Origin of the sequence: Aquincola sp. J276 (assembly GCF_024700035.1) — a bacterium.
Lineage (GTDB): Bacteria > Pseudomonadota > Gammaproteobacteria > Burkholderiales > Burkholderiaceae_C > Aquincola > Aquincola tertiaricarbonis.
Window position 1 is genome coordinate 1,576,044 of the sequence record NZ_JAJONC010000001.1, and the last position, 22,660, is coordinate 1,598,703.

21 protein-coding genes are annotated in these 22,660 nt (G+C 71.1%); 12 read left to right on the forward strand and 9 right to left on the reverse strand.

The features are described 5' to 3' along the window. The first annotated feature begins 43 nt into the window (after window positions 1-43). From LRS14_RS07205 to LRS14_RS07220, 4 genes are all read left to right on the forward strand, one after another. Complete coding sequence (locus LRS14_RS07205) at window positions 44-1,225, forward strand: acyl-CoA dehydrogenase family protein (protein ID WP_046112240.1); 1,182 nt, start codon at window positions 44-46, stop codon at window positions 1,223-1,225. 1 nt (window position 1,226) lies between these two features. Beyond that, the gene (locus LRS14_RS07210) at window positions 1,227-2,336 is read left to right on the forward strand and encodes an acyl-CoA dehydrogenase family protein (protein WP_257799091.1); all 1,110 of its coding nucleotides are present in this window, start codon (window positions 1,227-1,229) and stop codon (window positions 2,334-2,336) included. Between the two features lie 118 nt (window positions 2,337-2,454). Next, on the forward strand, window positions 2,455-3,564 hold the full coding sequence (locus LRS14_RS07215; RefSeq protein ID WP_257799092.1) for a glycerophosphodiester phosphodiesterase family protein: 1,110 nt from the start codon (window positions 2,455-2,457) through the stop codon (window positions 3,562-3,564). Continuing rightward, entirely contained in the window at window positions 3,540-4,538 is a 999-nt protein-coding gene (locus LRS14_RS07220; protein WP_257799093.1) for a P1 family peptidase, read from the forward strand. Before LRS14_RS07215 ends, LRS14_RS07220 begins: the two co-directional genes overlap by 25 nt. Before the next feature lie 9 nt (window positions 4,539-4,547). On the opposite strand, the gene LRS14_RS07225 is transcribed toward LRS14_RS07220, so the two are convergent. Together LRS14_RS07225 and LRS14_RS07230 are read right to left on the reverse strand one after the other, a co-directional pair. Then, on the reverse strand, window positions 4,548-5,042 hold the full coding sequence (locus LRS14_RS07225; protein WP_052736182.1) for an OmpA family protein: 495 nt from the start codon (window positions 5,040-5,042) through the stop codon (window positions 4,548-4,550). Continuing rightward, window positions 5,039-7,603 (reverse strand): TAXI family TRAP transporter solute-binding subunit, encoded by a 2,565-nt coding sequence (locus LRS14_RS07230; protein WP_257799094.1) that lies wholly within the window; start codon window positions 7,601-7,603, stop codon window positions 5,039-5,041. Before LRS14_RS07230 ends, LRS14_RS07225 begins: the two co-directional genes overlap by 4 nt. Before the next feature lie 139 nt (window positions 7,604-7,742). Here LRS14_RS07230 and LRS14_RS07235 point away from each other — a divergent pair, with 139 nt between their 5' ends. The 5 genes from LRS14_RS07235 (at window position 7,743) to LRS14_RS07255 (ending at window position 13,825) form a co-directional block, all read left to right on the forward strand. Further along, on the forward strand, window positions 7,743-8,450 hold the full coding sequence (locus tag LRS14_RS07235) for a 16S rRNA pseudouridine(516) synthase (protein ID WP_257799095.1): 708 nt from the start codon (window positions 7,743-7,745) through the stop codon (window positions 8,448-8,450). A gap of 8 nt (window positions 8,451-8,458) precedes the next feature. Then, complete coding sequence (locus tag LRS14_RS07240) at window positions 8,459-9,415, forward strand: bifunctional riboflavin kinase/FAD synthetase (protein WP_257799096.1); 957 nt, start codon at window positions 8,459-8,461, stop codon at window positions 9,413-9,415. Window positions 9,416-9,647: 232 nt separating this feature from the next. Then, window positions 9,648-12,521 carry an isoleucine--tRNA ligase gene (gene ileS / locus LRS14_RS07245; protein WP_257799097.1) on the forward strand — a complete coding sequence of 958 codons (2,874 nt, stop codon included), beginning with the start codon at window positions 9,648-9,650 and terminating at the stop codon, window positions 12,519-12,521. Window positions 12,522-12,544: 23 nt separating this feature from the next. Next, window positions 12,545-13,063, forward strand: a complete 519-nt coding sequence (gene lspA / locus LRS14_RS07250) for a signal peptidase II (RefSeq protein ID WP_257799098.1) — start codon at window positions 12,545-12,547, stop codon at window positions 13,061-13,063. A gap of 93 nt (window positions 13,064-13,156) precedes the next feature. Then, window positions 13,157-13,825: a histidine phosphatase family protein gene (locus tag LRS14_RS07255; RefSeq protein WP_257799099.1), complete on the forward strand. Its 669-nt coding sequence runs from the start codon at window positions 13,157-13,159 to the stop codon at window positions 13,823-13,825. A gap of 18 nt (window positions 13,826-13,843) precedes the next feature. Here the strand turns inward: LRS14_RS07255 and LRS14_RS07260 are convergent, their stop codons facing one another. Next, window positions 13,844-14,836, reverse strand: a complete 993-nt coding sequence (locus LRS14_RS07260) for a quinone oxidoreductase (RefSeq protein WP_257799100.1) — start codon at window positions 14,834-14,836, stop codon at window positions 13,844-13,846. Between the two features lie 70 nt (window positions 14,837-14,906). On the opposite strand from LRS14_RS07260, the gene LRS14_RS07265 reads away from it, so the two are divergent. Together LRS14_RS07265 and LRS14_RS07270 are read left to right on the forward strand one after the other, a co-directional pair. Then, on the forward strand, window positions 14,907-15,212 hold the full coding sequence (locus LRS14_RS07265) for a putative signal transducing protein (protein ID WP_046112250.1): 306 nt from the start codon (window positions 14,907-14,909) through the stop codon (window positions 15,210-15,212). After that, entirely contained in the window at window positions 15,209-16,132 is a 924-nt protein-coding gene (locus tag LRS14_RS07270; RefSeq protein ID WP_257799101.1) for a DMT family transporter, read from the forward strand. The genes LRS14_RS07265 and LRS14_RS07270 overlap by 4 nt, the downstream gene beginning before the upstream one ends. A gap of 61 nt (window positions 16,133-16,193) precedes the next feature. Here LRS14_RS07270 and LRS14_RS07275 read toward each other — a convergent pair whose 3' ends face one another. Beyond that, the gene (locus LRS14_RS07275; RefSeq protein WP_257799102.1) at window positions 16,194-17,066 is read right to left on the reverse strand and encodes a LysR family transcriptional regulator; all 873 of its coding nucleotides are present in this window, start codon (window positions 17,064-17,066) and stop codon (window positions 16,194-16,196) included. A gap of 86 nt (window positions 17,067-17,152) precedes the next feature. On the opposite strand from LRS14_RS07275, the gene LRS14_RS07280 reads away from it, so the two are divergent. Continuing rightward, window positions 17,153-17,974 (forward strand): carboxymuconolactone decarboxylase family protein, encoded by an 822-nt coding sequence (locus tag LRS14_RS07280; protein WP_257799103.1) that lies wholly within the window; start codon window positions 17,153-17,155, stop codon window positions 17,972-17,974. Window positions 17,975-17,995: 21 nt separating this feature from the next. Here LRS14_RS07280 and LRS14_RS07285 read toward each other — a convergent pair whose 3' ends face one another. The 5 genes from LRS14_RS07285 to LRS14_RS07305 all read right to left on the reverse strand — a co-directional run bounded on the left by LRS14_RS07285 (window position 17,996) and on the right by LRS14_RS07305 (window position 22,498). Further along, window positions 17,996-18,640, reverse strand: coding sequence for a glutathione S-transferase N-terminal domain-containing protein (locus LRS14_RS07285; protein ID WP_257799104.1), 645 nt, complete (start codon window positions 18,638-18,640; stop codon window positions 17,996-17,998). A 27-nt stretch (window positions 18,641-18,667) separates the two neighbouring features. Continuing rightward, window positions 18,668-19,456 (reverse strand): SDR family oxidoreductase, encoded by a 789-nt coding sequence (locus tag LRS14_RS07290; RefSeq protein ID WP_046112255.1) that lies wholly within the window; start codon window positions 19,454-19,456, stop codon window positions 18,668-18,670. Between the two features lie 2 nt (window positions 19,457-19,458). After that, entirely contained in the window at window positions 19,459-20,385 is a 927-nt protein-coding gene (locus LRS14_RS07295) for a DMT family transporter (RefSeq protein WP_046112256.1), read from the reverse strand. Window positions 20,386-20,511: 126 nt separating this feature from the next. Next, entirely contained in the window at window positions 20,512-22,017 is a 1,506-nt protein-coding gene (locus LRS14_RS07300) for a tripartite tricarboxylate transporter permease (protein ID WP_046112257.1), read from the reverse strand. Between the two features lie 10 nt (window positions 22,018-22,027). Further along, window positions 22,028-22,498, reverse strand: coding sequence for a tripartite tricarboxylate transporter TctB family protein (locus LRS14_RS07305; RefSeq protein ID WP_046112258.1), 471 nt, complete (start codon window positions 22,496-22,498; stop codon window positions 22,028-22,030). Window positions 22,499-22,660: the final 162 nt, after the last annotated feature.

Sequence of the window (22,660 nt, forward strand, 5' to 3'; positions counted from 1 at the left end):
AACGACCGTGCTAAAACGCGCGATCCCCCCAGGAGACACATCGATGGACCTCAACTTCACCGCGGAAGAGCAAGCGTTCCGCCAAGAGATCCGGCAGTGGGTGGCCGCCCACCTGCCGCAGGACATCAGCCACAAGGTGCACAACGCCCTGCGCCTGAGCAAGGACGACCTGCAGCGCTGGGCCAAGATCCTCGGCAAGCAGGGCTGGCACGGCTGGGCCTGGCCCAAGCAGTTCGGCGGCCCGGGCTGGAACGCCATCCAGCGCCACCTCTTCGAGGAAGAGACCGCGCTGGCCGGCGCACCGCGCGTAGTGCCCTTCGGCCCGGTGATGGTGGCCCCGGTGATCATGGCCTTCGGCACGCCCGAGCAGCAGAAGAAGCACCTGCCCGGCATCATGAGCGGCGAGGTGTGGTGGAGCCAGGGCTACAGCGAGCCGGGCTCCGGCTCCGACCTGGCCTCGGTCAAGACGCGGGCGGTGCGCCAGGGTGACAAGTACATCGTCAACGGCCAGAAGACCTGGACCACGCTCGGCCAGTACGGAGACTGGATCTTCTGCCTGGTGCGCACCAGCACCGAAGGCAAGCCGCAAACGGGCATCAGCTTCCTGCTGATCGACATGAAGAGCCCCGGCATCACCGTGCGGCCCATCATCACGCTGGACGGCGAGCACGAGGTCAACGAGGTGTTCTTCGACAACGTCGAGGTGCCGGCCGAGAACCTGGTGGGCGAGGAGAACAAGGGCTGGACCTACGCCAAGTACCTGCTGGCGCACGAGCGCACCAACATCGCCGACGTGAACCGTGCCAAGCGCGAGCTGGAACGGCTCAAGCGCATCGCCAAGGCCGAGGGCGTGTACGACGACGCCCGCTTCCGCGACCAGATCGCGCTGCTGGAAGTGGACATCGTGGCGCTGGAGATGATGGTGCTGCGGGTGCTGAGCGCCGAGACCAGCGGCAAGAGCAGCCTGGACGTGGCCGGCCTGCTGAAGATCCGCGGCAGCGAGATCCAGCAGCGCTACACCGAGCTGATGATGCTGGCCGCCGGGCCCTTCGCCCGGCCCTATGTGCACGAGGCCATGGAAGCCGGCTGGCAGGGCGACCACGTCGGCGCGGCCTACCTGGCGCCGCTGTCCGGCACCTACTTCAACATGCGCAAGACCACCATCTACGGTGGCTCGAACGAAGTGCAACGCAACATCGTTGCGCAAACCGTGCTCGGGAGCTGACATGAACTTCGACTTCACGGAAGACCAGGCCTCGCTGCGCGACGCGGTGCAGCGCTGGGTGGAAAAAGGCTTCTCCTTCGACCGCCGCCATGGCCTGGCCAAGGCCGGCGGCGCCACGCGCGCGGTATATGCCGAACTGGCCGAGCTGGGCCTGGCCGGCCTGGCCGTGCCGGAGGCGCACGGCGGCATGAACTTCGGCCCGGTCGAGGCCATGGTGGTGATGGAGGAACTGGGCCGCGGCCTGGTCAACGCGCCCTACACCGAGGCCGCGCTGGTGGCCCCGGCCTTGTTGTCCGCTGCACCCGAGGCGCTGCAGGCCGAGTGGCTGCCGAGGATCGCCGACGGCTCGGCCCTGTTGGTGCCGGCGCTGCAGGAGCGCCGCAGCCGCTACCGGCTGGACGACGTGCAGGCCACCGCGACGCAGGCCGGCGAAGGATGGACCGTGAGCGGCGCCAAGAGCGTGGTGGCCGCGGGCGACGAGGCCGATGCCTTCGTGGTGAGCGCGCGGCATGCGGGCGGCATCGGCCTCTTCCTGGTGGACAAGGCCGCGGCGCAGGTGCGCGGCTATCCCACGCAGGACGGCGCGCGGGCGGCCGAGGTCACGTTCGACAACGCTGCCGCCGCGCTGGTGGCGCAGGATGGCCTGCCGGCGCTGATGCATGCCACCGACGTGGGCATCGCCGCGGTGTGCGCCGAGGCCGTCGGCCTGATGGACCGGCTGCTGGCCATCACCGTCGAGTACATGAACCAGCGCAAGCAGTTCGGCGTGACCATCGCCACCTTCCAGGCGCTGCGCCACCGCGTGGCCGACGTGAAGATGCAGGTGGAGCTGGGCCGATCGATGAGCTACTACGCCACGCTCAAGCTCGGCGAGCCGCAGGAGCAGCGCCGGCGCGCGCTGTCGCAGGCCAAGGTGCAGTTGGGCCACAGCATGCGCTTCGTCGGCCAGCAGTGCGTGCAGCTGCACGGCGGCATCGGCGTGACGGACGAGTACGTGGCCAGCCACTACTTCAAGCGCCTGACGATGCTGGAAATGGCCTACGGCGACACGATGCACCACCTGGGCGAAGTGTCGGCCCGCATGCAGGACACGGCCGGCGTGTTCGCATAGCGGGATCACCGGCGGCGAGGTTCATGGCCGCGTCATCTTGTCTAGGCAAGCTGCCGGCAGGCCCGCCCAAAGCGGGCCTGTTTGCATTGCACAGCCACAAGATCGCCAGGAGTACCCCATGAACGTCACCATCCGCCAGGGCTTCGTGCTCGCCGGCCTCACGCTGGCCGCGCTGCTGGCCATCGCGCCCGCCGCGCAGGCCGCCAACCCCATCGTCATCGCCCACCGCGGCGCCAGCGGTTACCTGCCCGAGCACACGCTGGCCGCCTACGAGCTGGCCATCAAGATGGGCGCCGATTACATCGAGCCCGACCTGCAGCTGACCAAGGACGGCCAGCTGGTGGCGCTGCACGACGACACGCTGGACCGCACCACCAACGTGGCCTCGTGGTTCGCGCGGCGCAACGGCGGCTACAAGGTCAGCGACTTCACGCTGGCCGAGATCAAGGCGCTGACGGTGGTGCCGCCGGCCGGTGGCACCGCCAAGTCGGTGTACCCGGGCTTCACGCCGGCCAACCCCCGCTATGACGTGCCCACCTTCCAGGAGGTGATCAGCTTCGCCAAGCAGCAGAGCGCGCTGGTCGGCCGCACCGTGGGCATCTACCCCGAGGCCAAGCAGGCCGACCCGGTGATGGAGAACCAGATCCTGTCCACGCTGACGGCCAACGGCTACGGCCGCGCCGCCGACAAGGTGTACATCCAGTCCTTCAGCGACGGCACGCTGCGCAGCATCGAGGCCAAGCAGCAGGCCCAGGGCCAGGACATGAAGCTGGTGCTGCTGGGCGCGGCACTGACCGGCGGCGACGGCGTGGCGCGAGTGGGCGTGTTCGGCGCGGGCGGCAGCGTGCAGATGCTGTCGCTGGCCGAAGTGGCGAGCTTTGCCGACGGCATCGGCATGGTCATCAACTATGCGGCCGCGCCGCTGAGCAAGGCCTTCATCGACCAGGCCCACGCCGCCGGCCTGGAAGTGCACGGTTGGACCTTCGGCCAGCCCGACAAGGCCCTGGCCGCCGCCGAGTACCAGCGCTACCTGGAAATGGGCATGGACGGCGTGTTCAGCAACTACCCCGACCTGGCCGTGGCCGGCGTGCAGGCCTACGTGGCCTCGGTGCCCGAACCGCAGACCTATGCGCTGATGGCGCTGGGCCTGGCCGGCCTGGGCGTGGCCGCGCGGCGTCGCCAGCGCGCCGCTACAGTGGCTGCATGCCTGAAGCCGTCCCACGCCTGATCGAGCGTTTTCCCGGTCACCTGACCGACGTGGCCGGCCTGCGGGTCGGCCACCACACGCTGCCAGGCGCCCCCACCGGCTGCAGCGTGGTGCTGTGCCCGCCCGGCGGCGCGGTATGCGGGGCCGACGTGCGGGGCGCCGCCCCCGGTACCCGCGAGACCGACCTGCTGCACTCCGACAACCTGGTCGACCGGGTGCATGCGCTGCTGCTGTCCGGTGGCAGCGCCTTCGGCCTGGATGCGGCCGGCGGCGTGATGCGCTGGCTGGAAGCCCAGGGCCACGGCCTGCCGGTGGGTCCGGCGCGCGTGCCCATCGTGCCGGCCGCGGTGCTGTTCGACCTGTGGCTGGCGCCCACGGCGCGGCCCGATGCGGCGGCCGGCTGGGCAGCCTGCGAGGCGGCCTCATCCCAGCCGGAGGCCGAAGGCTGCGTGGGCGCCGGCACCGGCGCCACGGTGGGCAAGCTGTTCGGCATCGGCCGCGCGATGAAGGGCGGCATCGGCAGTGCATCGCTGCAGGCGCATGGCGTGACGGTCGCGGCGATGGTGGCGGTCAATGCCATCGGTGACGTCATCGATCCGGCCACCGGCCAGCCGCTGGCTGGCGCACGCACCGGCGACGGCATGGCGCTGCAGCACAGCGCGCGCAGCATCGTCCAAGGACTGGCGGTGCAGGTGCCGGCCACCGGCAGTGCCACCACGCTGGGCATCGTGGCCACCGATGCGGTGTTGACCAAGCCTCAGGCCAACCGGCTGGCGACCGTGGCGCACGACGGGCTGGCGCGCAGCATCAACCCGGTGCACACCGCCAGCGACGGCGACACGCTGTTCGCGCTGGCCACCGGCACCGCCGCCGCCGCCCCGCCGATGTCGGTGCTGGGCACGCTGGCGGCCGAGGTGGTGGCCCGGGCGGTGCTTAACGCGGTGCGCGCCGCCACCGGCCTGCCGGGCCTGCCGGCCTGGCGCGAGCTGGGCTGAAGCGCCGGCTCAGCGGCCGGCGACGGAGGTGGGCCGCACGCCTTCGAAGGTGACCTCGGTGCGGCGGTTCTGCGCCCGGCCGGCGGCGCTGGCGTTGTCGGCCACGGGCGACTGCGGCCCCAGGCCTTCGGTGGCAATCATCCCGGGTTCCAGTCCCTTGCCCACCAGGAAGCGCTTGACCGCATCGGCCCGGCGCTGGGAGAGCTTCTCGTTGTAGGCGTCGGTGCCCACGTTGTCGGTGTAGCCGCGGGCCGAGACGCTCTGCCAGGTCACGTCCTTCATCTTGGCCACCTCGGCCAGCAGCGTCTGCTGGTCGGCGGGCAGCACATCGGTGCGGTCGAAGTGGAAGCGGGCGACGGCCTTGACCGCCACCTTTTCCACCGGGCCGGCCGGGGGATCGGCGGCGAAGGCCGCGGCGGCGAGCAGGCTGCAGCAGCAGGCGGCGGCCGCGGCGCGCAGGCGGGACCGGCGCTGGAGAGCGGGACGTTGGGCGGGCAGGGTCATGAGCGGGCTCCTGGTGAGGCTGTCGAAGCAGGTGCGGGGCGGGCGGCGCTGCTGTCGGGGCCGCCGCTGCAGGCACGCCAGGCGGCGCGCACGGCGGGCGGCATGGGCCGCGGCGCGGGCAGGTCGAGGCCGGGGCGCACCTCGCGCCACTTGGCATGGCCTTCGCGCTGCAGCTGAGGCAGGCGGGCGCACAGGCCGCGCGCCACGGCGGCCAGCGCCTCGGGCGAGGCGGCCGCGTCGGTGGCCACCAGGTACGACATCACGCCCAGCGTAGGCACCGGCGCGCCGCCGCCGGGCAGCGCCGCCTCGGTGGGCAGGTAGGTCTTCAGCGCGCGGCGTCCGGCGTCGCTGGCGCTGTCCAGCGGCAGCAGGCGCAGGCCGGCGGCGGTGCCCGAAGGCAGCGACGCCAGCCAGGCCGACGGCTGGCCGTCCATCAGCAGCACCGCGTCCAGCTTGCCCTGGGCCAGCGCCACCATGGCGGCGTCACGGCCCAGCGAGGTGACGGCCGACAGCGGCAGCTCCTCGCCGAACAGCCGGCGGTACAGCACCAGCGACGACTGCGCCCGCGCGCCATCCAGCAGCCCGGTGTTGATGCGCTGGCCGCGCAGCGCCTGCAGGTTGCGCAGCGGCGAATCCGCCCGCACCAGGGCCAGCACCGGCTGCAGATGCAGCGGCGCCACCACCCGCCAGGCGGCGGGAGCGATCTGCAGCGCGTCATAGCGCACGATGGCCAGCGGCGCCGCGCCCGGCGCCAGCCCCTCGGCCGCCAGCGCGCGGCCCAGCTCGGCGGCCATGCGTTGGTCGGTGGAGGCATCGGCATCGGCCAGCACCTCCAGCGGCGGCGCCAGGGCGGCCGGCGCGGGCGCCGGCGGTGTGACGGCCGGCGCAGGATTCGGCACCGGCGGCGGGGCCGCCGGCAATCCGGCGCTGGGCGCTTCCAGGCCGTCCATGGGATCGGTGGAAGTACCCGGCGGCGACGGCCACAGCCAGAAGGCGATGCCCAGCGCCACCGCTGCCACCGGCACCGCCGTCCAGCGCTGCCAGCCCGTGTGGCGCCCGGTTGGCGGCGAGGCTGGCGCAGGCCCGGACGGCGGCGCGCGGAAGACCGGCTTGTGTCCGGCTGCGCGCGAGGCGCCGGCTGGCGGATCGGGCAGCAGGCGGGGCTCGGCGGCGTGGGCGGCCTGGGCTGCCTGGGCGGCCTGGGCTGCCTGGGCGGCTTGCGCGGCCCGGGCGGCCTCGGCCTGGCGTGCTGCTTCGGCCGCCTGGGCGGCGCGGGCTGCCTGCTCGGCACGGGCCCGCTCGGCCTCTTGCGCGGCCTGCTCGTCTCGCCGGGCCTGGTCCTGGCGGGCCCGTTCAGCTTCCTGCGCCGCGCGGGCTTTGCGTTCCGCTTCACCCTGCACGGCCTTGGCAGCCTCGGCCTCGCGCGCTGCAGCCTGCGCTTGCAGTTCGGCCTTCACCCGCCGGGCCTCTTGCGCGGCCTGCTCGGCTTTCAGCGCCTCTGCTCGGCGGGCCTCTTCGGCCTCCTGCGCCGCGCGGGCTTTGCGCTCTGCCTCGGCCTTTTCGGCCCGGGCGGCCTCGGCCTGGCGGGCTTCCTCGGCCGCCTTGGCAGCTCGGGCTTCCTGCTCCGCCCTGGCCCGCTCGGCCTCTCGCGCGGCTTGCTCGGCCTTCAGCGCCTCCGCTCGGCGGGCTTCTTCAGCCTCCTGCGCCAGGCGTGCCCTGCGTTCCGCTTCCACCTGCGCAGCCTTTGCGGCCTCGGCCTGGCGGGCTTCCTCGGCCGCCTTGGCAGCTCGGGCTTCCTGCTCCGCCCTGGCCCGCTCGGCCTCTCGCGCAGCTTGCTCGGCCTTCAGCGCCTCCGCTCGGCGGGCTTCTTCAGCCTCCCGCGCCGCGCGGGCCTGGCGCTCTGCCTCCGCCCTTTCGGCCCTGGCGGCCTCGGCCCTGCGCGCTTCGTCGGCCGCCTTGGCGGCCCGGGCCTCCTGCTCGGCCTCGATCCGCCGGGCTTCCTGCGCGGCGTGCTCGGCCTTCAGGATTTCTGCCTGCCGGGCGGCTTCTGCCTCCTGCGCCAGGCGCGCCCTGCGTTGCACTTCAGCCTGTGCGGCCCTTTCGGCCTCGGCCTTGCGCGCTGCTTCGGCCGCCCTGGCGGCCTGCGCGTCCTGCTCGGCCTTGACCCGCCGAGCCTCACGCGCCGCCTGCTCGGCCTTCGACGCCTCGGCCCGACGCGCCTCCTCGGCTTCCCGCTCGGCATGCGCCTTCCGGGCCGCCTGGGCCCGCTGCGCCTCGTCCTGCGCGGCCCGGGCCTGCGCCGCCGCATCCGGCGCGGGATGCAGCGGTGCCAGTTGCACCATGTTCGTCGTCGGCTCCGCGGGCCTGGCCTGACCGGCCACGCGGCCCTCGGCGTCCACCGCCAGGTCCACCTTCAGTTCTGCCGCACCGGCCTGGGCGCGGCCGTCGTCGGCGCGCGCGGCGGCAGCCACGCGGGACATCAAGGCCTCGATGGCCGCGGTGAAGTCGTCCGGCTGCTGTTGCGAAGATCCCGTCGACTTGCCACCTGCCTGTTCGGCCATCACGTCCTCTTCCACTGCGTTACTGCGTACCTGCCGGAGCGTACGCAGGTTTTGCCCCGGCGGATGTCGGATGAAACCGCTGGCTACACTCCCGCCCCTCATGCATGTTGGGCTCCGCGGCGGGCCGCAAGGAGATGCTGTGCGCTTGGCTCAGGTGTTGTTCACGCAAGGCTTCGGCACCCGGCGGGTGTGCGCGGGCCTGATCGGCCAGGGCCTGGTGTCCATCGGCGGGCGGGTGGCCGACGATCCCGACGAGGACGTGGACACCGACGGCCTGCGCTTTTCCGTCCAGGGCCGCGAGTGGCAGTTCCACGCCAGCGCCCTGGTGCTGCTGAACAAGCCGGCGGGTTACGAATGCTCGCAGAAGCCCAAGCACCACCCCAGCGTGCTGAGCCTGCTGCCCGCGCCGCTGCGCACCCGGGGCCTGCAGCCCGTCGGCCGGCTGGACGAGGACACCACCGGCGTGCTGCTGCTCACCGACGACGGCACGCTGATCCACAAGCTCACCTCGCCCAAGCACCATGTGCCCAAGGTGTACGAGGTGACGGCCAGGCATCCGGTGGACGAGGCGCAGGTCAACAAGCTGCTGGCCGGCGTGGTGCTGGACGACGACCCCCAGCCGGTGCGCGCCGCCGCCTGCGAAGCCACCGGCGAACACACGCTGCGGCTGACCCTGACCGAAGGCAAGTACCACCAGGTCAAGCGCATGCTGGCCGCGGTGGGCAACCGCTGCGAGGGCCTGCATCGCAGCGCCATCGGCGGCCTGACGCTGGCCGACGGGCCGGCCGCCGGCCTGTGGCGCTGGGTGTCCAGCGAGGAACGCGCCGCGCTGCTGGCACCGCGATAATCCCGGCCATGCGCGTTTTCCGCGGTTTTCACCACCCCGACATCGCCCCCGCCTGTGCGCTGACCGTCGGCAACTTCGACGGCGTGCACCGCGGCCACCAGGCGATGCTGGCCCTGCTGAACAACGAGGCCCGCCACCGCGGCGTGCCCAGCTGCGTGCTCACCTTCGAGCCGCATCCGCGCGACTTCTTCGCGATGAAGGCCGGCACGCCCGAGAAGGCGCCGGCGCGCATCGCCACGCTGCGCGACAAGCTGTCCGAGCTGGAGCGCTGCGGCATCGAGCAGGCGGTGGTGCTGCGCTTCGACGAAGGCTTCGCCGCGCAGCCGCCGCAAGCCTTCATGCAGGACGTGCTGGCCGACGGCCTGCATGCCCGCTACGTGCTGGTGGGCGACGATTTCCGCTTCGGCGCCCGCCGCGCCGGCGACTACGCCATGCTGGACGCCGCCGGCCCGCAGCTGGGTTTCGACGTGGCGCGCATGCAGAGCTACGAGGTGCACGGCCTGCGCGTCAGCAGCTCGGCCGTGCGGCTGGCGCTGGCCGCCGGCGACATGGCCCGTGCCGCCGCGCTGCTGGGCCGCCCCTACAGCATCAGCGGTCACGTGGTGCACGGCCGCAAGCTGGGCCGCGAGCTGGGCTTCCGCACGCTGAACCTGCGCTTCGGCCACCGGCTGCCGGCCGCCGCCGGCATCTTCGTCGTGCGGGTGCACGGCCTGGGCCGCGGCCCGCTGGCCGGCGTGGCCAGCCTGGGCGTGCGCCCCACGGTGGAGGACGCCGGCCGCGTGCTGCTGGAAACCCACTGCCTGGAATGGCCGCTCGACCTGGACGAAGGCTACGGCCGCGTGATCCGCGTGGAGCTGCTGCACAAGCTGCACGACGAGCGCAAGTACGAGTCGCTCGAGGCCCTGAAGGCCGGCATCGCCCGCGACGAAGCCGATGCGCGGGCCTGGTTCCGGCTTGCCACCTAGAATCCCCCGATGGCCACCGACCGGACTTTGCTCGATCTGCTGCGCTGGCATGCCGCCGGCCGCCGGCAGACCACGCGCGACCGAATTCGGCGCGCGCGCTGATCCTGCCGCCGCTACCGTGGCCGCGGCCGCTGCTGCCGCACCCCTGCCGGCCAGCGACCTGCCCCGGTGGCACCGCCCCACTTTGCCCTGATGCCACGAGCGCACCCGCAGCACGGGTGCGGCAAGCGCCATGACCGACAAGACCGACAACTCCACCGCCGCGGCAGCCGCCACGGACTACCGCGCCACCCTCAACCTGCCCGACACGCCCTTCCCCATGCGTGGCGACCTGCCCAAGCGCGAGCCGGGCTGGGTCAAGGCCTGGGACGAGGAAGGCACCTACAAGCAGCTGCGCGATGCCCGCTGCGGCGCGCCGCTGTTCGTGCTGCATGACGGCCCGCCGTACGCCAACGGCCAGCTGCACATGGGCCATGCGGTCAACAAGATCCTGAAGGACATGATCGTCAAGGCGCGGCAGCTGGCCGGCTTCGACGCTCAGTACGTGCCCGGCTGGGACTGCCACGGCCTGCCGATCGAGAACGCGATCGAGAAGAAGTTCGGCCGCAACCTCAGCCGTGACGAGATGCAGGCCAAGAGCCGTGCCTATGCCACCGAACAGATCGACCAGCAGCGCACCGACTTCAAGCGCCTGGGCGTGCTGGGCACCTGGGAGCGCCCCTACCGCACGATGGACTTCGCGAACGAGGCCGGCGAGATCCGCGCCTTCAAGCGCGTGATCGAGCGCGGCTTCGTCTACCGCGGCCAGAAGCCGGTGTACTGGTGCTTCGACTGCGGCTCGTCGCTGGCCGAGTTCGAGATCGAATACGCCGACAAGAAGAGCAGCACCATCGACGTGGCCTTCCCGGCCGCCGACCCGGCCGCGCTGGCCGCGGCCTTCGGCCTGTCGGCGCTGCCCAAGCCGGCCTTCGTCGTCATCTGGACCACCACCGCGTGGACCATCCCGGCCAACCAGGCGCTCAACCTCAACCCCGAGCTGGACTACAGCCTGGTGGACACCGAGCGCGGCGTGCTGCTGCTGGCCTCGGCCCTGGTCGACAAGTGCATGGAACGCTACGGCCTGCACGGCACGGTGCTGGCCACCGTGAAGGGCCGCGCGCTCGACGGCCTGCAGTTCCGCCATCCGCTGGCCGCGGTGCACCCGGGCTACGACCGGCTGAGCCCGGTGTACCTGGCCGACTACGCCACCGCCGACGACGGCACCGGCATCGTGCACTCGTCGCCCGCCTACGGCCTGGACGACTTCAACTCCTGCCTGGCCCACGGCGTGAAGGTGGAGGACATCCTCAACCCGGTGCAGGGCAACGGCGTGTACGCGGCCGATTTCCCGCTGTTCGGCGGCCAGCACATCTGGAAGGCAGTGCCGGTCATCATCCAGGCGCTGAAGGATGCCGGCCACCTGCTGGCCACGCACGACATCACCCACAGCTACCCGCACTGCTGGCGCCACAAGACGCCGGTGATCTACCGCGCCGCGGCGCAGTGGTTCATCCGCATGGACGAAGGCGAAGGCGTGTTCACCCAGGACAAGGCGCCGAAGACGCTGCGCCAGCTGGCGCTCGACGCGATCGAGCAGACCCAGTTCTACCCGGAGAACGGCCGCGCCCGCCTGCACGACATGATCGCCAACCGGCCCGACTGGTGCATCAGCCGCCAGCGCAGCTGGGGCGTGCCGATCCCGTTCTTCCTGCACAAGGTGACCGGCGAGCTGCACCCGCGCACGATGGAGATCCTGGACCAGGCCGCGGCCATCGTCGAGGCCGGCGGCATCGAGGCCTGGAGCCGCGTCACGCCCGAGGAGATGCTGGGCGCCGACGACGCACCGCACTACGCCAAGAGCAGCGACATCCTGGAGGTGTGGTTCGACTCCGGCAGCACCTTCTTCCACGTGCTGCGCGGCACCCACCAGGGCACCGCAGAGCATCCGGGCCACCACCAGAGCGGCCCCGAGGCCGACCTGTACCTGGAAGGCCACGACCAGCACCGCGGCTGGTTCCATTCGTCGCTGCTGCTGGCCTGCGCGCTGTTCGACCGCGCGCCCTACCGCGGCCTGCTGACCCACGGCTTCACCGTGGACAGCCAGGGCCGCAAGATGAGCAAGTCGCTGGGCAACGGCATCGACCCGCAGGACATCACCAAGAAGCTGGGCGCCGAGATCATCCGGCTGTGGGTGGCCGCGAGCGACTACTCCGGTGACATCGCCGGCGACGACAAGATCCTGGCCCGCGTGGTGGATGCCTACCGGCGCATCCGCAACACGCTGCGCTTCCTCCTGGCCAACGTGTCGGACTTCGACGCCGCCACGCAGGCCGTGCCGCTGGAGCAGATGCTGGAGGTGGACCGCTATGCGCTGGCGCGTGCCTCGCAGTTCCAGGCCGAGATCCTGGCCCACTACGAGAAGTACGAGTTCCATCCGGTGGTCGCCAAGCTGCAGGTGTATTGCAGCGAAGACCTGGGCGCCTTCTACCTCGACGTGCTGAAGGACCGCCTCTACACCAGCGCGCCCGACAGCCTGGCCCGGCGCAGCGCGCAGACCGCGCTGTGGCACATCACCCAGGCGATGCTGCGCTGGATGGCGCCTTTCCTCAGCTTCACGGCCGAGGAAGCGTGGCGCGTGTTCGGCGGCAAGCAGACCATCTTCGTGGAGCACTACTGGTCGCTGCCGCAGGCTGACGAAGGCCTCATCGCCAAGTGGAACCGGGTGCATGCGGTGCGCGACGCGGTGAACAAGGCGATCGAGGCGGTGCGCGCCGAAGGCGCGGTGGGCTCGTCGCTGCAGGCCACGGTGACGGTGGGCGCGCCCGCCGAGGACCATGCCATCCTGGCGTCACTGGGCGACGACCTGAAGTTCGTGTTCATCACGTCCGAAGCCGTGCTGGCGGCGGCCGACGAGTTGTCCATACAAGTGACGCCGTCCACCGCCACCAAGTGCGAGCGCTGCTGGCACTGGCGCGACGACGTCGGCGTCGACACGGCCCACCCGACGATCTGCGGGCGCTGCACGAGCAACCTGTATGGCGAGGGTGAGACCCGCCGTTTTGCCTGACCTGCCGAGGCATTGCACCTTCCATGGCCAAACGTTCCCCCGCCGTCTCCAAGTCGTCGTCCTCGTCCGCCCCCAGCCTGGCCGTCTGGCTGGGGCTGGCGGTGGTCATCATCCTGCTGGACCAGTTCACCAAGACGCTCATCCTCGGCTACTTCCAGCTGGGTGACAGCCGCACCGTCACATCCTTTTTCAACGTGGTCCGGGTGCACAACACCGGCGCGGCGTTCAGCTTCCTGGCTGGGGCCTCGGGCTGGCAGCGCTGGTTCTTCATCGGACTGGCCAGCGTGGTGTCGGTCTTCATCCTGGTGATGCTGAAGAAGCATCCGGGGCAGAAGCTGTTCTGCTTCGCGCTGGCCATGATCCTGGGCGGCGCCATCGGCAACGTGGTGGACCGCGCCCTGCACGGCTATGTGGTCGACTTCATCCAGGTGCATGCCGGCGGCAAGTACTTCCCCAGCTTCAACATCGCCGACAGCGCGATCACGCTGGGCGCCATCAGCCTGATCGTGGATGAGCTGCGCCGGGTGAGAAGCAGCCGCTGATCCACCCGCCCTTGGGGCCGCGAGCGCAGCGAGCTGGGAGGTCCTGACACTTTCGCGACGCGCGCCCCCGCGCAGCCGCCGCAGAATCGGCGCATGGGCACCCTCCACCTCATCCGGCACGGCCAGGCCTCCTTCGGCGCCGACGACTACGACCAGCTGAGCCCGCTGGGCCGCCGGCAGGCGGTGCGGCTGGGCGAATACTTCCGTGCCAAGGGCATCAGCTTCGAGGCCGCGCTCGTGGGCACGTTGCGCCGGCATGTACAGACCTTCGAAGGCATCGTCGAAGGCCTGGAGGCGCCGCTGCAGCCGCTGGCCTGGCCAGGATTGAACGAGTACGACGCCGCCGCGGTGATCGGCGCCTTCCACACCCAGCCGCTGGCCATGCCCGACACGCCCGAGCTGATCCGCCACCACTTCCGGTTGCTGCGCGACGGCCTGGCGCGCTGGATGCGCGGGCAGACGCAGCCGGTGGGCATGCCGAGCTATGCCGACTTCCTGCAAGGCGTGACCAGCGCCCTGGACCATGTGCGCAGCCAGTACGCCGGCGACGTGCTGCTGGTGTCCAGCGGCGGGCCCATCGCCACCGCGGTGGGCCATGTGCTGGGCACCTCGGCCGAGACCACCATCGAGCTGAACCTGCGCATCCGCAACTGCTCGGTGACCGAGTTCGCCTTCACGCCCAGGCGCCACATGCTGCTGAGCTACAACGGCCTGCCGCACTTCGAGCACCCGGACTGCGCCGGGTGGGCCACCTACACCTGAGCGCCGGGGCGGGCCGCCTCAGGGCAGCAGGATGCTGCAGCCGGTGGTGGCGCGCGATTCCAGCTCGCGGTGCGCCTGCGCGGCCTCGGCCAGCGGATAGCGCTGGTCGATGGGCACCTTGACCGCGCCGCGGGCCACCATGTCGAACAGGTCGTCGGCCATGGCCTGGGTGGATTCGCGCGTGGCCAGGTGGGTGAACACCGTGGGCCGCGTGACGTACAGCGAGCCCTTGGCCGCCAGCATGCCCAGGTCCACCGGCGGCGCCTTGCCCGAGGCATTGCCGAAGTTGGCCAGCAGGCCGAAGGGCCGCAGCACGTCCATCGAGCGCACGAAAGTGTCCTTGCCCACCGAGTCGTACACCACCTTCACGCCGGCGCCGCCGGTGATCTGCTTGACGCGCTCAACGAAATCTTCGCTGCGGTAGTTGATGGCATGGGCCGCGCCGTGGTCCAGCGCCAGCTGGCACTTCTCGTCGCTGCCGGCGGTGCCGATCAGCTGCAGGCCCATGGCCTTGGCCCATTGGCAGGCGATCAGGCCCACGCCGCCGGCCGCCGCATGGAACAGCACATGGTCGCCCGGCTGCAGGCCGCCCGCCGGCTGCGTCTTGCGCAGCAGGTACTGCACTGTCAGTCCCTTGAGCATCATGGCCGCGCCTTCCTCGAAGCTGATGGCCTCCGGCAGCTTCACCACGCACTTGGCCGGCATCACCCGCAGCAGGCTGTAGGCGCCGGGCGGCTGGCTGGCGTAGGCCGCGCGGTCACCGGGCCGCAGGTGGGTGACGCCCTCGCCCACCGCCTCCACGATGCCCGCGCCTTCCATGCCCAGCGTCAGCGGCAGCGGGTTGTTGTACAGGCCGGTGCGCTGGTAGACGTCGATGAAGTTCAGGCCGCAGGCCTGGTGGCGGATGCGCAGCTCGCCGGGGCCGGGCTCGCCGACGCTCACGTCGACCAGCTTCATGACCTCGGGGCCACCGTACTCGGTGATCTGGATGGCGGGGGCGGTGGTGGGCAAGGCGGTCTCCTCGATACGTCTGTGGGACAAGGAGCGCCATCTTGCCGCGCTTGCACGTACCCTGCAGGCCATGCGCAGACTCGACCTTGCACCCAACCTCGCCATCGCCACGCTGTGGGCCGACTGGCTCTGCCAGGGCGGCATACCGGCCACGGTGCAGCGCGCCTTCACCAGCGGCATTGCCGGCGAGATCCCGCCCGACCAGGCCCTGCCCGAGGTCTGGCTGACCGACGACAGCCACTACGACCGGGCCCGCGCGCTGCTGGCCGAGCTGCGCGCCCGGCCCAGCCGCCACTGGCATTGCCGCGGCTGTGGCGAGTCCATCGAAGGCGGCTTCGAACAGTGCTGGAACTGCGGTGCGATGATGCCGGCATGACCGCGCAGTCCCTGAATGTCCGCACCGCCCTCCTCCTGACGCTACCTCCCCTGCTGTGGGCCAGCAACGCGGTCGCCGGTCGCATGCTGGTGGGCATCGTGCCGCCGGTGATGATCAATGCGGCGCGCTGGATCCTGGCCCTGATGGTGCTGCTGCCGCTGGGCTGGCAGGCCATCGGCACCCCGGCCGCGCGGGCCCAGGTGCTGGCGCGCTGGAAGCCGCTGGCCCTGCTGGGGCTGACCGGCGTGGGCGCCTACAACGCGCTGCAGTACGTGGCGCTCACCACCTCCACGCCGCTCAACGTCACGCTCATCACGGCCAGCTCGCCGGTGTGCATGATGATCGTCGGCGCGCTGTTCTACGGCCAGCGCCCCACCGGCCGCGGCCTGCTGGGCGCGGCGTTGTCGCTGCTGGGCGTGGCCCTGGTGCTGGCCCGCGGCGAGCTGGCATCGCTGGCCGGCATCCAGTTCGTGCCGGGCGACCTGCTGATGCTGCTGGCCATGCTGAGCTGGGCCTTCTACAGCTGGATGCTGGCCAAGCCGCCGGCCTCCATGGCCGGCGACCAGCGCCCGGCCTGGGACTGGTGGGGCTTCATGCTGATCCAGACGCTGTTCGGCCTGGGCTGGGCCGGCGGTGCCGCGCTGCTGGAAGCCGCGCTGGTGCCCACGCAGGTGCACTGGAGCCTGGCCACCGCGCTCACGCTGGTGTACATCGCGCTGGGTCCCTCGATCCTGGCCTACCTGTGCTGGGGCCGCGGCGTGGCGGCGGTGGGCCCTTCCACCGCGGGCTTCTTCATCAACCTGACGCCGCTGTTCGCGGCGCTGCTGCAGGCGCTGCTGCTGGGCGTGCCGCCGCAGCCCTACCACGCGCTGGCCTTCGCGCTGATCGTGGCGGGCATCGTGGTGTCGTCCAGGCGATAGCGCGGCCGCCGCGGGCGGCTTCAGGCACCGGCGCCGGCCCCGGCCTTGGGAAACACCCGTTTCAGGGCCGCCACCAGCGCCTGCACCTCGGGCGCCACGGGACCGGCGGGCCAGGCCGCGGCCAGGCGGATGCACAGCGCCGACTCCTCTTCCAGGCGGCGGAACACCACCCCTGGCGCCGGACGGTGTTCAGGGACTGGGGCACCAACGCAAAGCCGCGGCCTTGGGCGATCAGGCCCAGCAGCACCGGATGCTCCGCGGGTTCGGCCAGGCGCGGCGGATCGAACCCCAGCCGCGCGAACACCTGCTCGCAATGCTCGAAGTAGGCAGGGTTGAGCTTGCGGTCGAACCAGAACAGCGTGTCCTGCGCCAGGTCCAGCAGCCGGATGCGCCGGCGCCGCGCCAGGCGGTGGGCCGACGACAGGCACACCACCAGCGGGTCGTCGCCCAGGTGTTCGGTGACCAGGCCCTGCGTGGCCGAAGGCAGGCCGATGACGGCGGCGTCGAGCGCACCGCGGTGCAGGTCGCGGATCAGCTGCGACGAGAGCTGCCGCCGGATGCGCAGCGGCAGGCCGGGCCATTCCGACTCGAAGGCATCGCCGATGCCGGCGAACAGGCTCACGTCCACCACGGTGGTGATGCCCAGCCGCAGCGCACTGCGGCCGGCGGCGGGCTGGAAGCGGCTGACCGCCTGGTCGAGGCCGCGCACGAGCGCACGTGCCTGCTCCAGGAAGCGTTCGCCGGCCTCCGTGAGCCGGACGCCGCGCCGGTCGCGGTCGAGCAGCCGGGCGCCCAGCATTGCTTCCAGCGCCTGGATCTGCCGGCTCAACGGCGGCTGGGTGATGAACAGCCGCTCCGCTGCGCGCCGGAAGTTCAGTTCCTCGGCCACGGCCACGAAATACCGCAACTGCCTGAGGCTGGGCGGCTGTGCCACATGCTGCTCCGTCGAAGGGGTGATGCCGCAAAGGTATCAGGCAAAAGGCATTGGCGCCCTGTTGGCGGCGGCGCTACGGTGGCGGCATGACATCACCTCACACCCTTCCCCCGCCCACCCCGTACGACCGGGGCCTGGCCCTGCTGCAGCGCCTGGAGGGCCGCGAGCCACCGTCCCTGGTCGAGGCGCTCGGCGACGTGGCGCCCGACCTGGCGCGGCTGGCCATCGGCTTCGTCTACGGCGAGGTCCTCGCGCGGCCGCAGCTGGCGCTGCCGCAGCGCCAGCTCGTCACCGTCGCCGCGCTGGCGGCGATGGGCCATGCCAGGCCGCAGCTCAAGTTCCACATCGCTGGCGCCCTGAATGCCGGCTGCAGCAGCCAGGAGATCGTGGAGCTGATGATCCACCTGGTGGTGTATGCCGGCTTTCCTGCCGGCCTGAACGGCATGTTCGCCGCCCAGGAAGTGTTCACCGAGCGGGGCGTGCCGCACCGGCCGGCCCCGCCGGCCGGCGCAGGCGCCGCCGCGGCCGACCGCTACCGGGCCGGATGGGAAGCGCTGTGCCGCATCGACGGCAGCGCGGGCACGCAGGTCGTGGCGTCGCTGTCCGGCGTGGCGCCCGACCTGGGCCGCTTCATCGTCGAGTTCGCCTTCGGCGACGTCTACACCCGCGGCGGGCTCGACCTGCTGCAGCGCGAGCTGGCCACGGTGGCCATGCTCAGTGCGCTGGGCCATGCCGCGCCGCAGCTGCGGGTGCATGCACACGGCCTGCTGAACGTGGGCGGCACGCCGGAGCAGCTGGTGGAGGTGGTGATCCAGGTCGCCGCCTATGCCGGCTTTCCAGCGGCGCTCAATGCGATGCGCGTCGTCCAGGACGTGCTGGCGGAAAGGGCGTCGACCTCCGCCGCCTGACCGGCCGCTGTGCCGCCCCGGCTAGCCGGGCCAGTGCCGCGCGAACACCGGCGCCACCACCGGATGCGCATCCACCCGCTGCATCAGCGCCGCGAAGGCCGGCCGGTGCGTGGCCAGATGGGCGCGGGCGCCCGACCACTTGGACACCACCGCGGCCAGCAGGTCGAGCGCGCCGAGCTGCCCGCCGGCCAGCCAGGGCGTGGCCTCGAAGCTGTTGGCAAACACCTCCCACAGCGCATGCAGGCGCTGCCGTGCGCCGGCCTTCAACGCATCGCAGTGGGCCGGCTCGGCCGGGCTGCACCAGCGCTCGGGGTAGTCGATGATGCCGATGGCCGCATAGCAGTTGGCCACGATGTAGACCAGCCCGCGCAGCGATTGCGCGCGGGCGGCCGGCGCCTGCGGCAGCAGGCCGCTGTCCGGGTGGCGCAGGCCCAGCTCGGCAAGGATGGCGGCGCTTTCGCTCATCACGCTGCCATCGGGCCAGCGCAGCGCCGGGATCTGCTGCAGCCGGTTGACGCCGCGCAGCTCTTCCAGCGCGGAGGCCTCGTCCCAGGTGGCCGCATCCACCCGCCGGTAGGGCTGGCCGGCCAGCTCCAGCGCGGCTTCCACCGCGGCCGACCCGCTGCCGTCATAGCCATACAGCACACAGCTTGCTTCGTGGTCCATCGTCGCGCTCCCCGCGCCTTGCGCGCCTCAGAAGGTGCCCGGGTAGGCGCCCCCGTCGAGCAGGATGTTCTGGCCCGTCAGGTAGCCGGCCTGCATGCTGCACAGGAAGGCACACACCGCGCCGAACTCTTCGGCGCTGCCGAAGCGCTGCGCCGGAATGCCCATGCGCCGGCGATCGGCCAGCTCGTCCACGCCCACGCCGCTCTTGGCGGCGCCGGCCTGCATGGTCTTGCGCAGCCGGTCGGTGTCGAACGCGCCCGGCAGCAGGTTGTTGATGGTGACGTTGCGCGAGGCCAGCCGGCCCTGCCGCGCCAGTCCGGCCACGAAGCCGGTGAGCCCGCTGCGCGCGCCGTTGGACAGGCCCAGCACGTCGATGGGTGCCTTCACCGCGCCCGAGGTGATGTTGACCACGCGGCCGAAGCCGCGCTCGGCCATGCCGTCCACCGTGGCCTTGATCAGCTCGATCGGCGTGAGCATGTTGGCATCCAGCGCGGCGATCCAGGCCTCGCGGTCCCAGCTGCGGAAGTCGCCGGGCGGCGGGCCGCCGGCGTTGTTCACCAGGATGTCGACCTGCGGGCAGGCGGCCAGCGCCTCGGCCCGGCCGTCGGCGGTGGCGATGTCGCCGGCCACCGCGCGCACCTCCACCTGCGGATTCAGCGCACGCAGCGCGGCCGCCGTGTCCTGCAATGCCTCCTCACCGCGTGCGGTGATGGTGACGTTGACGCCTTCGCGCACCAGCGCCTCGGCGCATCCCTTGCCCAGCCCCTTGCTGGCGGCGCACACCAGCGCCCACTTGCCTGCCACACCCAGATCCATCGCTACTGCCTCCAACGCGTCAACAACCATACCCCGCCCAGCACCAGGCCCGTGCCCACGGCCAGCCAGGGTGTGAACGGCTCGTCCAGTATCAGCACGCCCATCGCGAGCGTGCTCATCGGCCCGATCATGCCCACCTGCGAAGCCATCGATGCGCCAATGCGCTCGATGGCCATCATCACCATCAGCACCGGCGCCACCGTGCACACGGTGGCGTTCAGCAGGCTCATCCACAGCACCGCGTCGGGCACCTGCAGCGCGGCCACCGGCTTCAGCACGAAGAACTGCGCGATGCACAGCAGGCAGGCCACGCTGCTGGCCAGGCCGCTCAGGCGGGCCGAGCCCAGGCGGCGCACCGCCTCGCCGCTGAGCACCAGGTACACCGCATAGCTCACCGCGCTGGCAAACACCAGGCCGGCGCCCAGCGCGGCGCGCGGTCCCTCGAAGCTGAGTTCACGGCCGAACACCAGCGCCACGCCCGCATAGCCCACGGCCAGTGCCAGCGCCTGCTTGCCGCTGACGCGGCGGCGGTACACCAGCCAGCCGATCAGCAGCACGATGGTGGGGTTGAGGTACAGGATCAGCCGTTCCAGGCTGGCGCTGATGTACTGCAGCCCGATGAAGTCGAGGAAGCTGGCCAGGTAGTAGCCGGTGAAGCCCAGCAGACCCACCGTGCCCCAGTCGCGGCGCGACAGCGCCGGCTTGCCACGCCCGGCCCACCAGGCCAGCAGCATGAACAGCGGCAGCGCGATGAGCATGCGGAAGAACAGCACCTGCACCGCATCCACGCCGTGGCGGTACATCAGCTTGGCCACGATGGCCTTGCCGGAGAACGCGATGGCCCCCGCACTGGCCAGCGCCAGCCCGGGCCACACCGGCGCGGCAGCGGCGGGCTGGGGAACGGCAGGGGCGGCAGGGGGCGTGGACATCGGCCGGGCACTATAGACGCGCGCAGCCGGATGCGCCGCGGGCCTTGCCGCATCGCGAAGGCTGCAGGCCGCCATTGAAAAGGGCTGCCGAAGCAGCCCCTTGTGCATGACCTGCGCGCCGCGCGGTCACTCTTCCTGGAAGGCTTCCTCGCGCTTCTTCTTGACCGAAGGCAGCAGCACGATGACGACCATCAGCGCGGCGGCGATGAGCAGGCCGGCCGACAGCGGACGCGTCATAAAGGTGCTCCAGTCGCCGCGCGACAGCAGCAGTGCGCGCCGCAGGTTCTCTTCCATCATCGGGCCCAGGATGAAGCCCAGCAGCAGCGGCGCGGGTTCGCAGCCCAGCTTGTAGAAGATGTAGCCCACCACCGCGAAGCCGGCGCCCATGTACACGTCGAACGCGTTGTTGTTCAGCGTGTAGAGGCCAATGCAGCAGAAGCACATGATGGCCGGGAACAGGAAGCGGTAGGGCACCGTCAGCAGCTTGATCCAGATGCCGATCAGCGGCAGGTTCAGGATGATCAGCATCAGGTTGCCGATCCACATCGAGGCGATCAGGCCCCAGAAGAGGTCGGGGTTGCTGCTCATCACCTGCGGGCCGGGCTGGATGCCCTTGATGGTCATCGCACCCACCATCAGCGCCATCACCGCGTTGGGCGGAATGCCCAGCGTCAGCATCGGGATGAAGGAGGTCTGCGCGCCGGCGTTGTTGGCCGACTCGGGGCCCGCCACGCCGCGGATGTCGCCCTTGCCGAAGCGCCCGCTGGCACCGGCCAGCTTCTTCTCCATCGTGTACGAGGCGAAGGACGACAGCAGTGCGCCACCGCCGGGCAGCACGCCCAGGATGGAGCCCAGCGCGGTGCCGCGCAGCACGGCCGGCGCGGCCATCCTGAAGTCTTCCTTCGTGGGCCACAGGCCCTTCACGTTCTTGGTGAAGACCTCGCGGCTCTCGGCCGGCTGGCCCAGGTTGGCGATGATCTCGCCGAAGCCGAACACGCCCATGGCGATGGCCACGAAGTTGATGCCGTCGGTGAGCTCGGGGATGTCGAACGAGAAGCGCGGCGTGCCCGAGATGACGTCGGTGTTCACCTGGCCCAGCAGCAGGCCCAGGATGATCATCGAGATGGCCTTGAGCAGCGAGCCCGAGGCCAGCACCACGGCACCGATCAGGCCCAGCACCATCAGCGAGAAGTACTCCGCCGGGCCGAACTTGAAGGCCAGCTCCGTCAGCGGCGGCGCGAAGGCCGCGATGACGATGGTGCCCACGCAGCCGGCGAAGAAGGAGCCCAGGCCCGCGGCCGCCAGTGCCGATCCGGCCCGCCCCTGGCGCGCCATCTGGTAGCCGTCGATGGCCGTGACCACCGAGCTGGATTCACCCGGCACGTTGATCAGGATGGCGGTGGTGGAGCCGCCGTACTGCGCGCCGTAGTAGATGCCCGCCAGCATGATGAGCGCCGGCGTGGCGTCGAGTGCATAGACCGAGGGCAGCAGCATCGCGATGGTGGCCACCGGGCCCAGGCCCGGCAGCACGCCGATCAGCGTGCCGAGCACCGCGCCGCCGAAGGCGTACAGCAGGTTCTCGATCGTGAATGCCACCGCGAAGCCGGTGGACAGATTGGTCAACAAGTCCATGTCAGGAACCTCAGCCGCCGGTGGCCATGAAGGAAGGCCACAGCGGGATCACGAGGCTGAGCCCCTTGATGAAGATGAGCCAGGAGAAGACGGTGAGCACGATGGCGTTGATGAGCGCCTCGCGCAGGCGGAACTCGTCGCTGGCCGAGGCCGAGATGAGCACCAGCAGCGGCAGCGCGATGACCATGCCCATGTGCGGCAGCAGCCAGCCGAAGGCGGCCACGGCACCCACCACGATGATCAGCGGCTTCCACGCCCACTTGCCGATCGGGTCGCCGGTTTCGGTCTCGATGGTCAGGGCCTGGAACAGCACGATGGCGCCCAGGACGGCCATCAGGATGCCGAGGCCGAACGGGAAGTAGCCGGGACCCGGCCGCGCCGAGGCGCCAAAGCTGTAGCTGGTCGCTCCCCAGGCGAACGCGATGCCCACGACCACGAACATCAGCCCCGACCAGAAATCTTTCTGGCTCTTGATCTTCACGCTGTCTCCTTGCGATGCGTTGATGGCGGCGGATTCTAGGCAGGGGGGTCGGCACGGCCCCTGTGGATTCCACGTAATGCCTTATCACAGATGAGCGGCGCAACGCCACTCGACCAGGCCGGGGAAACAAGCGCTGACAAGGGTTTAGCGATGGCGGGGGCC